Annotated in this window: 12 protein-coding genes, 1 rRNA gene and 1 other RNA gene; all 14 read right to left on the bottom strand. The window is 28.1% G+C overall.

Going from position 1 to position 15,726, the window contains the following annotated elements:
* Window positions 1–12: 12 nt before the first annotated feature.
* The gene (locus tag ACN6I1_RS12060) at window positions 13–2,424 is read right to left on the bottom strand and encodes a cell wall-binding repeat-containing protein (RefSeq protein ID WP_419742069.1); all 2,412 of its coding nucleotides are present in this window, start codon (window positions 2,422–2,424) and stop codon (window positions 13–15) included.
* Between the two features lie 189 nt (window positions 2,425–2,613).
* Window positions 2,614–3,357 carry a glycosyltransferase family 2 protein gene (locus tag ACN6I1_RS12065; protein ID WP_419742070.1) on the bottom strand — a complete coding sequence of 248 codons (744 nt, stop codon included), beginning with the start codon at window positions 3,355–3,357 and terminating at the stop codon, window positions 2,614–2,616.
* A 53-nt stretch (window positions 3,358–3,410) separates the two neighbouring features.
* Window positions 3,411–4,703 (bottom strand): UDP-glucose dehydrogenase family protein, encoded by a 1,293-nt coding sequence (locus ACN6I1_RS12070; protein ID WP_394867468.1) that lies wholly within the window; start codon window positions 4,701–4,703, stop codon window positions 3,411–3,413.
* A 245-nt stretch (window positions 4,704–4,948) separates the two neighbouring features.
* Window positions 4,949–5,743 carry a glycosyltransferase family A protein gene (locus ACN6I1_RS12075; protein ID WP_419742071.1) on the bottom strand — a complete coding sequence of 265 codons (795 nt, stop codon included), beginning with the start codon at window positions 5,741–5,743 and terminating at the stop codon, window positions 4,949–4,951.
* Between the two features lie 19 nt (window positions 5,744–5,762).
* A complete protein-coding gene (locus tag ACN6I1_RS12080) occupies window positions 5,763–6,527 on the bottom strand; it encodes a glycosyltransferase family 2 protein (protein WP_419742072.1) in 765 nt (254 codons plus the stop codon).
* A gap of 66 nt (window positions 6,528–6,593) precedes the next feature.
* Window positions 6,594–7,730, bottom strand: coding sequence for a glycosyltransferase (locus tag ACN6I1_RS12085; protein WP_419742073.1), 1,137 nt, complete (start codon window positions 7,728–7,730; stop codon window positions 6,594–6,596).
* 12 nt (window positions 7,731–7,742) lie between these two features.
* Window positions 7,743–8,753 (bottom strand): glycosyltransferase, encoded by a 1,011-nt coding sequence (locus ACN6I1_RS12090; RefSeq protein ID WP_419742074.1) that lies wholly within the window; start codon window positions 8,751–8,753, stop codon window positions 7,743–7,745.
* Between the two features lie 18 nt (window positions 8,754–8,771).
* On the bottom strand, window positions 8,772–9,884 hold the full coding sequence (locus tag ACN6I1_RS12095) for an EpsG family protein (RefSeq protein WP_419742075.1): 1,113 nt from the start codon (window positions 9,882–9,884) through the stop codon (window positions 8,772–8,774).
* Window positions 9,885–9,927: 43 nt separating this feature from the next.
* Window positions 9,928–10,587: a sugar transferase gene (locus ACN6I1_RS12100; RefSeq protein WP_419742076.1), complete on the bottom strand. Its 660-nt coding sequence runs from the start codon at window positions 10,585–10,587 to the stop codon at window positions 9,928–9,930.
* A gap of 223 nt (window positions 10,588–10,810) precedes the next feature.
* A complete protein-coding gene (locus tag ACN6I1_RS12105; protein ID WP_419742077.1) occupies window positions 10,811–12,508 on the bottom strand; it encodes a phospho-sugar mutase in 1,698 nt (565 codons plus the stop codon).
* 154 nt (window positions 12,509–12,662) lie between these two features.
* An RNA gene (rnpB, locus tag ACN6I1_RS12110) (RNase P RNA component class A) lies at window positions 12,663–13,000 on the bottom strand.
* Between the two features lie 52 nt (window positions 13,001–13,052).
* Window positions 13,053–14,066: a UDP-glucose 4-epimerase GalE gene (gene galE, locus ACN6I1_RS12115; protein WP_419742078.1), complete on the bottom strand. Its 1,014-nt coding sequence runs from the start codon at window positions 14,064–14,066 to the stop codon at window positions 13,053–13,055.
* A gap of 31 nt (window positions 14,067–14,097) precedes the next feature.
* Window positions 14,098–14,976: a UTP--glucose-1-phosphate uridylyltransferase GalU gene (gene galU, locus ACN6I1_RS12120; protein ID WP_150886935.1), complete on the bottom strand. Its 879-nt coding sequence runs from the start codon at window positions 14,974–14,976 to the stop codon at window positions 14,098–14,100.
* Window positions 14,977–15,544: 568 nt separating this feature from the next.
* Window positions 15,545–15,661: ribosomal RNA gene (gene rrf, locus ACN6I1_RS12125) — 5S ribosomal RNA — on the bottom strand.
* Between the last annotated feature and the right edge of the window lie 65 nt (window positions 15,662–15,726).

Genomic DNA, 15,726 nt, shown 5'->3' on the forward strand with positions numbered 1-15,726 from the left:
TATAAATTTTTATTACTTTAAAGCACCTTCAATTATTGATTGTGCCATTTTTTCATAAGATTCACTTCCATATGATATAAATTTATCCATATCGCCTTTACTAGTTATAAACATTCCTTCAACAATAACTGAAGGTGCTTTAGTATTAGTTAAAATGTATAAATTATCTCTATATCTAGCTCCTCTATTTTTAAAATTAAACTCATTAGAAAGTTTATTAGCTATATTTTCAGCTAATAATTTTGATTGTCCGTTTGTATTACTATATAAAACTTCACTTCCCATTTCATTATTAGTTTGATCAGAACTGTTAAAGTGAATAGATATCAGTTTATCTACTTCATTTAGGTTAGCTACAGTTGATCTTTGCTTCAGTTCATCTGCTTGCGTAAACTTGCCTTTAGGTAATGTATCAACGACATTATAGCCTAAATTTCTTAATTTATATATTATTTTTTCTCCAACAACTTTAGTTAAGTAATCCTCATCATAAGCCCCATTTATAGCACCTCTTAACATAGGTCTAGGTACATTATGACCTATATCTACAGCTATAGTTGGCTTAACCATAGAATCTGTGTCACTAGATACTATAACTCTTACTTGAATTTCTTTTATGCTATTAATTGTTCCTATTTCACCTGCAATTTTATTGTCTTTCACCCAAGCTTTCCAACCTCTATCATCTTTTACTCTGTAAAATACGTGATAGTTTTCTGGAGCATTTTTTAAATTAATTCGTATCCCTTGTATATTGCTTACTCCATCTCCAACTGCCGATCCATCAGACCCTTTTTGCCAGCTATTATTATAAAATGCACTGTAATCTATTCCAAAGTCTGAATGCTTTTCTATTGATAAACTTTTTAATCCTGAACTATATACAGGGTTAACTTTTATTGTATTCTGATATTCATCTTGTGCTGAGTCTGTTATTCTACTATCTTGGGGTGAATCTACATAATTTGGTGTTGGTTTTGGATCTGGAAGTGGCTTCTGATCACCCGTGTCTACCGGAGTATCACTTAAATAATTATTACTTACATATGCATATGCATATGTACTGTTATATTTTATTTTTGCCCATCCCGTACTAGTTATATCTACAACCTCAACAGAGCTTCCATATGGTAATTTACCTATTATTTCATCACCTGTACTTGGCCCTTTTCTTACACGCAATCCATCTTCAGCTGTCACATATTTTATTTTTACTGTATTATTATTATCATCAGGCTTCGTATCGCTTAGGTATGATCCACTCATATAAGCTTCTTTTCCATTGAATACAATTTTAGCCCACCCATTATCAAGCATTTGTATAACTTCTATAGCTTGTCCTTTTTTTACTTCTCCTACTTTTTCAAAGTTTATAGAAGGCCCACTTCTAACATTTACAGTTTCTTCATTAGTTACGTACATAATTTTATTAGTATTTTTTGAAAATAATTCTTTTAGTTGATTAAAAGAATTTTCATTTCCTTCATTTCCCACTTGTGTCAAAACAGGTGTCCTTTTATCTTTAAATAGCTTAGATTGAGCTTCAGATAATTGATTCCCTACAATAGCAACTGGAGAATTCTGTTTTGAAGCTAATACTCCTACAGAAAGTGCATCAACTAACTCATCTTGTTTTTTCATGCCATCTTTAGCTACATATACATTATTTAATTGCTGTTGTGGATAAAATTTAGATATTACTTTTGCATTAGTTTCATTTCTGTCTATACCACCCAATCTTTCTGGGTTAGGTACATTTTTTTCTATATTAGTAGGAACTACATCATCAGTTCCTATTATGTAAGATTTGCTTATATTTTCTGATTGTATAAATTCATCAAAAGCTTTAGTCCCATTTTCAGGAGATATAGGCACTATAGCCATGTTGTTCGTAGCTGCTACAGATGCTATACTTACTGCATCTGCAAGTCCATTCATTCCATTTACAATTGCGATTTGAGAAATATCTTTTATTGAGTCCATTTTTTTCACAATTTTTAATGCAGTTTCATATCTATCTACTCCACCTAATCTTTCTGTAGATATTCCCATAGATTTTACTTCTTGATTTACCCTATCTGAAACAACATCATCAGTCCCTATTATATAAACATTTTTTACTCCTAATCTCTCCAATTCTCTTTTTGTATCTTTGTTTAAATAATCTTGTTGAGTCAATAATATAGGCGCATTTTTTAAATTTGCAAGAGGTGTAACAGATAAAGCATCAACTATAGCACTACTATTTACTATAATAGCATTTTCAGCTGACTTCCATCCATCTTGACTAACCTTTATAGCAGTTTCATATCTATCTACTCCTACTAATTTTTTTTCTTCTACGTTATTTGCATATGCTGCAGGTGACATAAGCAATATCGCCGAAGTCGTTAATACTGATATTGCAATATTTCTTTTTTTCACTAAATTTCCCCCTTATAAATTAACATCCTTCAATAAAATAGGTTTTCTTACTAATTGTACCATTTTATCACATAATTAATAAGACCCTTATGCTAAATTATACGTATTAAATAAAAAATCTTTAGTCAAAGACTAAAGATTTCTTAATTTAATACGTATAATTTAATTAATATTGATACTTTGAATATATTACAATCTCTTTTTTACTGCATTTAAAACATAATACGAAGTTACATAAGCTGACTTTACTAAAGATAATTCTTCAATATCCCTATATACTTTCCAGTTTCTACGTATCATTTTTAATTTATTAGAAGATATTGAATTCGATACAACTCTATATCTCGCAAGAGGAATATTTATACCATATGCAGTATATCCTTTTTTTAATATACTTAGCCAAGTTACGAAATCTTGTCTTGCCCTTAAATTTGGCATTTGTATATCACCAACTATATCTTTATCAATAACTACTGTTAAGCATCCTATTATAGTATTTTTCAAAAGTTCTTCATAATTTATAGTACTAGGAACACTTACAATTTTATCTGTAGGTTTCCCATCTTCATCAACCATTTTATAAGAGGTAAAAGTAAATCCAACTTTATTTTCTATCATAAACTTTATTTGTAAGTCTAGCTTTTCGGGTTCCCAGGCATCATCACTGTCTAAAAAAGCTAAAAATCTTCCCGTAGCTGCTTTTATAGCTGTATTTCTTGCAACTGCGGCTCCTGAGTTTTGACTAAGTTTAATGTATTTGAACCTACTATCTTTCTCTACATATTCATTTATTATTTGTTTAGAATTATCTGTAGAGCAATCATCCACTAATACCATCTCCCAATTTGTATATGTTTGATTCAGAACTGATGATATCGTGTCTTTTATAAATTTTTCAGAGTTATATACAGGTGTTATTATAGATACTTTCATTTTTTTCTCCTATTAGATTCCAAGTATTTAAACATATTAATGTCCTAAAAATTTTATCTTCCTATAGAATAATATTCTATCCCCATTTTAATCATTTTTTTTATGTCATAACAATTTCTTCCATCAAAAATAATAGGTGTTTTCATCTTTAATTTATATTTATTTATATCAAAATCTTGAACTTCTTTCCATTCAGTCATTATAAAACAGATTTCCGCTTCATCTATTGCATCATCTATGGATGTTGTATATTCAATTGAATCTCCAAATATATTTTTTGCATTTTTAATTCCAACTGGATCATATGCAATTATATTAGCACCTCTTTCTTGAAGATACCTTATATTTGGGATTGACGGAGCCTCTCTTAAATCATCTGTTCCAGGTTTAAAAGTTAAACCAAGTACTGCAACTCTTTTATTTTCAAAATCAGCGACTATATCTCTCGCTTTTTTTATAAGCTTTATTTTTTGAGACTCATTGACTTCTATAGCTGCTTTAATAGTCTTTAACTCATAGTCATGGTAACTAGCCAACCAGTGTAAGGCTTTTGTATCCTTAGGGAAACAAGACCCTCCATATCCTATCCCAGCTTTTAAAAACTTATCTCCTATCCTAGGGTCATAACTCATTCCTTGTGCAACATCTTCTATATTTGCTCCTACAATTTCACATAAGTTTGCAATGTCATTCATAAAAGATATCTTCAACGCTAAAAAATCATTCGATGCATATTTTATCATTTCCGCACTTTTTCTATTTGTGAAAACTATAGGTTGATTAAACTTACTATAGATTTCATTCATTATAGATCTTGCCCATTCACTTTCAGCTCCTACAACTATTCTTGAGGCATTTAAAGTATCTTTTACCGCCGTTCCTTGGGCTAAAAATTCTGGATTTGAAACCACCTCAACTTTTACATCATTAACTAAGTTCTTTTTTATATAATTTTCAATCTCATCGTTTGTCCCAATAGGTACTGTAGATTTTATGACTACTACACAATCTTTTTCTAGGTTTTCAGATATTTGCTTCGCAACTTTTTTTACGTAATCTAAATTTGCTGATCCATCACTTCTCTCTGGAGTTCCAACCGCAATCATTACTACATCGCACTTCTTGTAAGCATTCTCATAGTCAGTAGTATAGTCAATTCTTCCTTGCTCATAGTTTTTTTCCATTAATTCTTCTAAGTCAGCTTCATATATCGGAGATTTACCTGATTTCATCTTTTTTACTTTTTCTTCATCTATATCTATGCAAGTAATGTTCCATCCTACTTCTGCTAGACATACACCCGTTACTAAGCCTACATACCCGGTTCCTGCAATCGCTATCTGCATACTTTTCCTCCTACTTAAAACAGTTAATTCTATTCTTCATGTTATATATACTATTATTTTAATAAAATACTACATTAAATAAATATTTTACCTATAATCTTTATATATGTCAATATTCCCTAGGTTTCATAGTTTTGTACTAGATTGTTATTTTATCATATACAACATATTTTTTAACATTTTATTTAATTATGCTTTTTCAAATAAAAAATAGTGATAATACTATATAGTATTATCACTATTTTTTATTTGAATCTTATAAATTCTTTTATAGCTTTTATATAAACACTCCAAAAGTTTTCTATTTTTACACTTTTCTTTATCCCAAAAGCCATAAAAATAGGAAATCCTAATAAGCATCCAAATAATCTTTTAAATAAAGGCCCTTTAGCTATAAATGATTTTCTATCTAAATAATTTCCTTCTTTATTAGGATGATATGCCACTACTACTGGAAAAAAGCACATTTTTTTATATCCTAAATTATATAAATCCATTAAATAAATGTTCTCTTCTCCTGAATTGTATTTTCCTCCAACTCCAAATCTTTCGTCAAATCCAATCTTATAGTCTCGAACTCTATCTATATTTACATATACATCTAATGATGATTGTCTTAAAACACTTTTTTTAGAGAAGTTTAATATTTCTTTTTCTGGATAAACTTTAGAAAACTCCTTTTTTATTGGATCATAATGTTCAAAACAAGCTATATCTGGATTATGTTTTTCAATATATGCTTTTACAGTCTCAAATGCATTATTTTTATACCAACCATCATCATCAGCTAAAGTCATTACATTACCTGATATATAAGGTATGCCTTTATTTCTAGCTTTAGAAATTCCCTTTTCATCCATAGTAATATGCTTATACTCAAAATCATATTGCTTAAGGGTTTCTTCTATAAATTTATGATTACCTTGAGATACTACTATTAATTCAAATTTTTTATATGTCTGATTTTCTAAACTTTCAAATAAATTTTTTATTTCTGATTCTCTAGTACCTAATGTTGGCAATAAAAGACTAAATTTCATGTTTTAAATTCCCTTCATATTATTTCATTATGTGCTTTTTAATATTTATAAATGTATATATATTAAAATAAAAAATAGATTTTAATAAAGGTGTCTTTTCTACATTTCTTATTATATTCCATGTCCACTTAGCCGCTTTAAGTTTATTGCCAGATAATGAATCATCTCTTTTTCTGTACAATGCTAAAGATTCCTCTATACCATATGCATTATATCCTTGTTTTAAAATTTTAAGCCAAGTTGCGTAATCTTCATGGTTTATATATTCCATCTGTAAATTTTTTATTACTGAAATATCTATCATTACGGTTAAACACCCAATCTTATTATACCTTAAAAGATCTTTATATGTTATAACATCTTTACATTTTATTATTTTATCTAACTTTTTTCCATCCTCATTTATCATTTCATAAGAAGAGTAAGAAAAGACTATTTTGTTTTTCTCCATAAAATTAACTTGTTTTTCTAATTTCTCACGTTTCCATAAATCATCACTATCTAAAAATGCTAAGTATTTTCCATTTGCAGCCTGTATACCTATATTTCTAGCTCTGGCTGCTCCTCCATTTTCTTTTAAATTTATTATTTTAATTCTTGTGTCTTTTTTTATAAATTTTTCTATTATATTAATCGAACTATCTTTTGAGCAGTCATTTACTAATATAAGTTCGAAATTTTCATAAGTTTGATTTAGCACACTTAAAATTGTTTCTTCTAAAAATCTTTCTGCGTTGTATACAGGGGTTACTATAGATACCATACTTCTCTTTTGGCTGTTCATATTCTCCTCCTAAATATCTATTATAAAAGACTAAAAGTGCAGTACAAAGCCTACACTTTTAGTCTTTTATAAATTATCTAACATATACTCTATTTTACTTATTATTTCATTTTTATCAAATTCACTTTTTTTACACTTAAGTGTTTCAGCATATTCATTTCTTAATTTTTCATCTAGTATCATTTTTTTTATTCCATTGTATAAATCTTCATCATCATTTTTAACAAGTAAACCATATTTCCCAAAATGTAACATTTCATTAGGTCCCGTAACACTTGTAGACACAATAGGTTTGTTGAGTGTCATAGCTTCTGCAATTACTAGAGGTAATCCTTCATATTCTGAACTCATAACATATATATCAGCCATATTTATCCATTTATACGGATTGTCTGTAAATCCAACAAGTTTAAAAGTATCTGATACGTTTAGTTCTCTTATTAAACTTTCTAATTGCTTCTTTTCCTGACCTTCTCCTAGTATTACAAATTCATTTTTTATACCATTATCTAGCAATAGCTTGTGTATTCTAACTAATCTATCTATTCTTTTTGATTTTATTAGTCTTCCTACAGCTATCAGTGTAATATCTTCTTTTTCATAATCCAAATGTTCTTTAGATTTTCGCTTTATTTCATCCTCATCAATCGGGTTATATATTACTTCTAATAATTCATCCCTGTTCTTAAATTTCTCGAAAGTTTTTAAAAATCCTTTTTTAGACTCTTCAGATACAAATATTATTTTATCCATTTTATCATATGATTTCTCTAACTCTGCTTTAGATATTATACTATCATATTTACTTAAATCAGTATGAATCCATCCAATTTTTTTATTGCAGTTTCCACCTGCTACAATTACAGCTCCTAAGCCTTCTAAAAAAGATACTTCTATGTCATATTCTTTGTCTTTAATAAATTTTCTAGCTATGCTAGGTTTTTTTTGAATTAGCTTCATATATATTCTTCTATATATTTTATATATATTCCTATGAATTCCATTTTTAATATTGTCAGTCCCCTTAAATATAGCAATTTTTTCTACATTAGGATTAATCTTGTTTTTGTATACCCCTTCATCACTAACAACCAATACATCAACTTTGTACTTATTGTAATTTATATTATCTAATAAATTTATTAAAACTTTTTCAGCTCCGCCTCCACCAAGAGTTTGGATAACAAATAAAATTTTTTTCATGAGACACCTCGATTAGCTTTTTAGAATATTAAAAATTGTTTTAAATTGCTTTATCATTCCAAACTTATAAAAAGTTATTTGCATTTTAGTAACAATTTTACCAGTTCTATTTTTATCTATCCATAAATAGTCTAAATATTTATTATTTGACCATTTTTTGAAATTTTCATTTAAATATTTTTTAACTATTCTGGAAACTTCATCATATTCTACATTATCAAGAGACTTAATTTGAATTAAATATGAACATATATGTTTTATAAAATAATATTCAATTACTTCTTGGTATAAAGTGTATAATTCCTTCTCTTTAAGATATAATATTATAGAGTCAAATATAGAGAAGATATCATATAATTTATCTTTTTTTATTATATTACTTGAAGATGTACTTCTTCTATATAAATAACAATATAGTTTCTCCTCAACAAAAGTTATACTATCACTCGATAAAATAACTTTTGTTATTGCTTCTAAATCCTCAAACCATAATTTAGTAAAATAAATATCATTTTTTGTAAATAAATCTTTTTTATAAATCTTATTCCATGGAGCTGGATTAATTTTGATTAACTGATTTAAATCTGTTTTAGTACTTATATTTGAATCCAAATGAATAGTTTCAGTTTCTAAAAAATTATAATCTTCATCTACATTTTTGAATTGACATATAGCTATATCAGAGTTATTCTCATTTGCTTTATTGTAAAGTTTTTCAAACATATTTAATTCTACATAATCGTCAGAATCAACAAACCCTAAATATTCACCTCTAGCAACTTTAATTCCACAATTTCTTGCTTCTCCAACACCTTCATTTTTTTTATCAATAACAATTATTTTATCTTGATATTTTTGTTCATATTTTTTTATTATATCTATAGAATTATCTGTGCTTCCATCATTTATAACTATAATCTCTATATTGCTTAATGTTTGATTTACTAAGCTATCTAGACATTTAACTATATACCTTTGTACGTTATACACCGGTACTATTATACTTACTTTAATTTCATTCATCTTTTACCCCTTAATCCCTCATATTTTATTTTTTATGTTTTCTATATAAATTGGCAAATATGATTTATACGGTAAATATTCAGAGTTTTTATCAAATAAACTTATACTAGTGATAAAAAATATTGAAACCATACTTGTAATAATTAAATATATTATAGATTTAACTAATTTATTTTTACCTAAATAAATAAAGTAACTTATTAGTATAACACCTGAAATGTTAAATATAATAACCATTCTTTGCTGTAAAACATATGACTCCATTAAAGAATAATAAGACATAAAGCTAATTACATATAAATTTAGAAATATATTAAAATATTCAAACTTCTCGCTAAGCTTTTTTCTAAAAACTAAAGCTACTGATATTACTAATATTTTCTCTATCATTGCCGGAGATACCCCTGCTGACATTCCAGTTGATAAATAACTACTTATAGATTTATCTATTCCTTCAGGAGTAATTAATGTTATAAAATTTATCCACCTTGTAAATCCTAATACTATAGATAGCACCATAAGAATAACTAATATATTAGTTTTATATTCTCTATTTACAATAAAATAAATAGGATATAATACTAATGTTGACTTATGGAAAAGAACACAAATAGTTATACAAATAAAATACTTTAAAAAGTTTTTTTCGTATATAAATTTTATAGAATATAAGAACACAGCTATGCTTAATCCTTGTCTCACAAACATGAAATTAGTTTGAGGATAAGCATATCTCAAATATATTAGAATTGCAATAAAACAATATGGAGTGTATTTCTTACAACTTTTAAATATAATAGATAAAGTTATAGCTGCCATAATAAGAAATACTTCATTTATTGAACCTCCTAAACTTTTAACTATAGAGTTAACTATTATATATCCGGATTCCATTCTTGAATCAGATAGTGAAATTTCTCCATTTAATAGTTGTTTCAAGGTTCCTACCTCATGATTAAACGTATGTGTATATCCTGACCAATCACTCCCTGTTTCAAATCGAGTTCCTGCAAATATAACTAATAAAAAACATAAAAATACGTATACTAAATTCCTTATCTTTTTATCTTCAATATATATGTCCATAAATCCACACACAGTTACGATAAAAAGTATCAGTAAATATTCCATAGAAATTTCCTTTCTAGTAACTTTTAAATTTATTCTTTAAATATTATCTAGCTCCTTCTCCAGTAAAAACTACTCCTACTGTTTTTAATATAATATTTATATCTAAGAATATACTTCTATTTTTTATATAGATTAAATCCCACTTCAACTTATCTTTTGGGCTTATATCGTATCCTCCATTGACTTGAGCTAATCCAGTTAATCCAGGTTTAATACATAATCTATCTATAAATCCAGGAATTTCTTTATTAAATTCATAAGTTAATTCTGGTCTTTCTGGCCTAGGTCCAATTAAACTCATATCTCCTTTTAATATATTAAAAAGTTGTGGTATTTCATCTATTCTAGTCTTCCTTATAAATTTTCCTATTTTAGTTATTCTAGGATCATCTTTTTGAGCCCATTGAGCTCCCCCATGCTTTTCTGCATCTATACGCATAGATCTCATTTTATATACTAAGAATTTTTTTTCATCTTTTCCTAATCGTTCTTGAGTATAAAATATAGGACCTCTGTCTTCTATCTTTATAAAAATAGCAACAATCATCATAATCGGTAATCCAATTATTAAACCTAATAAAGAAGATATTATATCTAATATTCTTTTATATATTTCATAAAGCCATTTTTCATTTCCAAATTTATCTTTATTAATTTTAAGTTCATTATTGCTTTTTATTTCCGTATCTAAAGATGTTTGCATACTTTTACCTCCTTTAATAAAATTCTATCTTTATTATTATAATTAAGATTGCTTATATTATCAAGAGTTTAGACAAATTTCAACAAGTGACAAAATTGTATAATATATATATTATAATATGCGATATAAGGTTAAATACTATATATAAATTTTAGCATTTAACCTTGTATATGAAAAAAGCTTTAGATTTAAACATCTAAAGCTTTTTTCATATATTAATTATTTATATTAAATTTTTTATTTTTTTGTTAAGAGTATCTTTTATAAGTCTACACTTACTTTCAACTAACTCTTTTGAATTTCCACATATTCCCATATAGAACTTTAATTTGGGTTCAGTTCCTGAAGGTCTAGCTGCAATCCAAGATCCATCTTCTAGTATAAATTTTAGGACATTTGATTTTAGCAGTCCATCTATCCCCTCATTATAATCCTTACTTTCTATTACTTTTACTTTCGCTAATTCATTTAGTCCATTTTCTCTAAAGTATTCCATAATTTCTTTTATTTTTTCAAGTCCAGATATTCCACTTAACGTAAGCGATATCATATCTTCTTTGAAGAACCCTACTTTATTGTAAAGTTCCATAAGTCCATCGTATAAACTCATTCCTTTATCATAATAATACGCCGCCATATCCGAAATTAACATAGATGCTACAACACCATCTTTGTCTCTTGCATGTGTTCCAACTAAATATCCATAACTTTCTTCATATCCCATAATAAATGTTTTTTCATTTGTCTGCTCAAATGTTTTTATTTTATCTCCAATAAATTTAAATCCAGTTAATACATTTAGACAATCTACTCCATAGCTTCCTGCCACTTTAGCTCCAAATTCAGAAGTAACTATAGTTTTTATTATAGTTGAGTTTTTTGGTAAACAATTCGTTTCTTTTAAATGTCCTAAAACATAATTAACAAGTAAAGCTCCTATTTGATTTCCTGTAAGTAATTCATATTCCCCATTGTTAGTTTTTACAGCTAATCCAACTCTATCGCAATCTGGATCTGTAGCTATAACTAAATCAGCACCTTCTTTTTTAGCTAATTCTATACCTCTTTCTAAAGCTTTTTTATCCTCTGGATTTGGATAGTTAATACCAGCAAAGTTAGGATCTGGTGACTCTTCTTCTTTTACAACAAATACTTTTTCAAACCCAACTTCATTTAATATTCTTTTTATCGGAACATTTCCAGTTCCACAAAGTGGTGTATACACTATTTTGAAGTTTTTGCCAACTCTTCCTACTGTGTTTTTGCCTATAAATTGTTTCTTAACAGCTTCTATAAATTCTGTATCTTGTTCCTCACCTAGCATAACTACTAAGTTTTTTTGATCTTTTTTTATAGTGGGTATTTTGCTGTAATCATTTATACTATTAACTTCTTTTGTAATTGCATCAGCTATATTAGGCATAACTTGAGCTCCATCTTCCCAATATACTTTATATCCATTGTATTCAGGTGGATTATGGCTAGCTGTTATAACAACGCCTGCTATACAATTTAAATTTCTTACTGCGAAAGAAAGTTCCGGAGTTGTTCTTAAATCATCAAATATATATGCTTTTATTCCACATGCAGCTAAAGTATTAGCTGTTTGTATGCAAAATTCTCTAGATTTAAATCTACTATCATGAGCTATAACTACTCCTCTATTTTTTCCTTCTTGCCCAACATTTTTTAATATATAATTAGCAAGTCCAAATGTAGCCCTAGCTACAGTGTAGTCATTCATTCTATTTGTTCCGGCCCCTATAATACCTCTTAATCCAGCTGTTCCAAACTCTAAATTTTTGTAAAACCTTTCTTTTATTTCATTTTCATCATTTTTTATAGCTTCTAATTCATTCCTAGTATCATTATCAAAGTATTCATCTGTTAACCATTGATTATATATTTCCTTGTAATTCATATCCTCTTCTCCTTTATAATAATTTATCCCATTATTTGTCTACATCTTTTTATTTTACTATATATTGTTAATTTTATCTATATATTCAAATCTACTTATTTCAACATTTAGGTACAAAAAAAACACTAGCGTTACTAGTGTTTTATACATGAATAAATAGAGCAAATCTATAAGCGGAGTTCTGTATTAGATAATCATCTTTCTAGACTTATTGTCACCAATAAGTTCAAGCGGCCTACCAACCGGAGAGTACGAGCAATACTCTTTTAATCCTAACTTGGCCTTGCTCCGAGTGGGGTTTACACAGCCGATTAGTCACCTAACCGCTGGTGAGCTCTTACCTCACCTTTTCATCCTTACCATTTCTGGCGGTTATTTTCTGTTGCACTTTCCTTAAGATCACTCTCACTAGGCGTTACCTAGCACCCTGCTCTATGGAGCTCCGACTTTCCTCGTGTAGCTAATGCTACCCGCGATTATCTGATCTACTCAATATTCATTTTAACAGTGTAAATATATTATCATAATATATTTTAAATGTCAATTAATTATTATATCCATTTGGATTTGAACTTTGCCATCTCCAAGAATCTTCACACATTTCATCTAACTTGTATTTAGCTTCCCATCCTAGTTCATTTTTAGCTTTAGTCGCATCTGCATAACAAGTCGCTATATCTCCTGGTCTTCTAGGAGCTATTCTATAAGGAATATCTCTTCCACTTGCTTTGCTAACAGCTTCTACCATTTCTAATACGCTGTATCCATTTCCAGTTCCTAAATTATATGTTACTAACCCTGGATTACTATCTAATTTTTCTAATGCTTTGACATGCCCTGATGCTAAATCTAGAACATGTATATAATCTCTCACACCTGTTCCATCAATAGTATCATAGTCATTACCAAATACACTTAGTTCTTTTAATTGACCGATTGCAACTTTAGTTATATATGGCATTAAATTATTAGGTATACCATTAGGTTCTTCTCCTATTCTACCACTCTTGTGCGCTCCAACAGGATTAAAGTATCTTAATATAGCTACATTTAAAGTTGCATCCGCCTTACATATATCTCTTAACATATTTTCTATCATAAGCTTAGTTTGTCCATATGGATTTGTAGCAGATAATGGGAAATCTTCTAGTATCGGACAAGTTTCAGGGTCTCCATATACAGTGGCTGAAGAACTAAACACAAAATTCTTTACATTATATTTTCTCATAGTTTCTAATAATACTAATGTATTAACTAAGTTATTTGAATAATACTCTAATGGCTTTTCAACTGATTCTCCAACTGCCTTTGATGCTGCAAAATGTATTACTGAGTCAATATTGTTTTCTTCAAAAACTTTCTCTAGTTTTTCTCTATCTTGAACATCTAACTCATAAAAAGTCGGTCTAACATCTGTTAGTTCTTCTATCCTATCTAATACAACTATATTACTATTAGATAAATTATCAACTATAACTACTTCTTTACCTTCTTGTATAAGCTCTATTGTAGTGTGGCTACCTATGTATCCAGCTCCACCAGTAACTAAAACTGACATAAAATTTCCTCTTTTCTTTTTTGTATTTTTACTATTTATTTTCTTTTACTATATTTTGCATATAATTCATTAACCCATCTTTTAGGTTATCTCTTTTTAATGCAAAATCTATTGTTGCTTCTAAAAATCCTAGCTTATCCCCTACATCATATCTTCTTCCCTCAAAATTATATGCATATATAGCTTCATGGCTAGCTAAAGTTTTTAACGCATCTGTAAGTTGTATTTCTCCACCTTTACCTGGAGCTTGATTCTCTAAAATTTCAAATATAGCAGGAGTTATTATATATCTTCCTAATATAGCTATATTTGAAGGTGCCTCTTCTACGTTTGGTTTTTCAATCATATCTTTTACTTTATATACTCTATCTTCTATATATTTGCAATCCAATATTCCATATTTATTCGTATCTTCTCTAGCAACTTCTTGAACCCCTAATATACTTGTCTTATATTCATCATAAGCATCTATTAATTGCTTAAGGCATGGAGTATCTGAGTCTACTATATCATCTCCTAAAAGTACCGCAAATGGTTCATCACCTATAAAGCTTTTAGCACAATGTATAGCATGTCCTAATCCTTTAGGCTCTTTTTGTCTTATATAGTGTATATTTACCATGTTAGATATCTCTTGAACCATTTCTAACATTTCAGTCTTTCCTTTTTGTTGAAGTTCTAATTCTAATTCTACAGACTTATCAAAATGGTCTTCTATTGATTTCTTATTTCTTCCTGTTATTATAAGTATTTCTTCTATACCTGAGTTTATAGCTTCTTCTATTATATATTGTAGTGTTGGCTTATCTACTATTGGAAGCATTTCCTTTGGCTGAGACTTTGTAGCTGGTAAAAATCTTGTTCCTAATCCAGCAGCTGGTATTATTGCTTTTTTTACAGTTTTTTTCATTTAGCTACCTCTTTCTGATTCATTTATATATAATAATTATTTTTATCCAAATATTTTACGTAACTATAATATTTTACACTATTTTCATTTTTTTGTCTGTCGTATTTTGTCGTATACGTTTATCTATAATTAATATAGAATTTCATATGTTTACTTAACTTTAATCTAAAATATATTGGAATTTACTTTTTTAAGTTGTATTTAAAACAAGATATCTTATCCATTATAAATTTTACGTAATTTGAAGTATAATCTACCTTTAATTTTATATAAAAAAGTTATTATTGTTAAGTTACAATATTGAAGCTAATTTTAAATATACCCTTAATTCTCATTATCCAACAAATTATTAATGTTTAAATTACATAACAATAATCATTTAAAGCATCTTTTCTCATCTCTTTATATCATACCGTATAAGCGTAATTCTTCTTTATTTTACACATCAAAAAAGTGGTTAGTATTAAGTTATAATGCAGATGTCATTCAAAGCATTTCCTCAGCTTTATGACTTCAAATGTAACTTAATACTAACCACCACTTAAATCCACGTAAAATAAAAAAGATTACGCGGCTACGTCCTACTCTCCCAGGCAGCTTCCCACCAAGTACCATCGGCGCTAAAGAGCTTAACTTCTGTGTTCGGAATGGGAACAGGTGTATCCTCTTTGCTGTAATAACCGCATAATCTTTATTTAGAGTTAGTACTCTAAAAACTGAATAACATTTGTAGATTAAAATTCACCGTGA

This window comes from Paraclostridium dentum, from assembly GCF_048568265.1.
Taxonomy (GTDB): Bacteria; Bacillota; Clostridia; order Peptostreptococcales; family Peptostreptococcaceae; genus Paraclostridium; species Paraclostridium dentum.

Coding starts and splice junctions, on each gene's coding strand:
- ACN6I1_RS12065 (WP_419742070.1), bottom strand. CDS start 3,357: ATGAAAGTATCTATAATAACACCTGTATATAACTCTGAAAAATTTATA.
- ACN6I1_RS12070 (WP_394867468.1), bottom strand. CDS start 4,703: ATGCAGATAGCGATTGCAGGAACCGGGTATGTAGGCTTAGTAACGGGT.
- ACN6I1_RS12075 (WP_419742071.1), bottom strand. CDS start 5,743: ATGAAATTTAGTCTTTTATTGCCAACATTAGGTACTAGAGAATCAGAA.
- ACN6I1_RS12080 (WP_419742072.1), bottom strand. CDS start 6,527: ATGAACAGCCAAAAGAGAAGTATGGTATCTATAGTAACCCCTGTATAC.
- ACN6I1_RS12085 (WP_419742073.1), bottom strand. CDS start 7,730: ATGAAAAAAATTTTATTTGTTATCCAAACTCTTGGTGGAGGCGGAGCT.
- ACN6I1_RS12090 (WP_419742074.1), bottom strand. CDS start 8,753: ATGAATGAAATTAAAGTAAGTATAATAGTACCGGTGTATAACGTACAA.
- ACN6I1_RS12095 (WP_419742075.1), bottom strand. CDS start 9,884: ATGGAATATTTACTGATACTTTTTATCGTAACTGTGTGTGGATTTATG.
- ACN6I1_RS12100 (WP_419742076.1), bottom strand. CDS start 10,587: ATGCAAACATCTTTAGATACGGAAATAAAAAGCAATAATGAACTTAAA.
- ACN6I1_RS12105 (WP_419742077.1), bottom strand. CDS start 12,508: ATGAATTACAAGGAAATATATAATCAATGGTTAACAGATGAATACTTT.
- galE (WP_419742078.1), bottom strand. CDS start 14,066: ATGTCAGTTTTAGTTACTGGTGGAGCTGGATACATAGGTAGCCACACT.
- galU (WP_150886935.1), bottom strand. CDS start 14,976: ATGAAAAAAACTGTAAAAAAAGCAATAATACCAGCTGCTGGATTAGGA.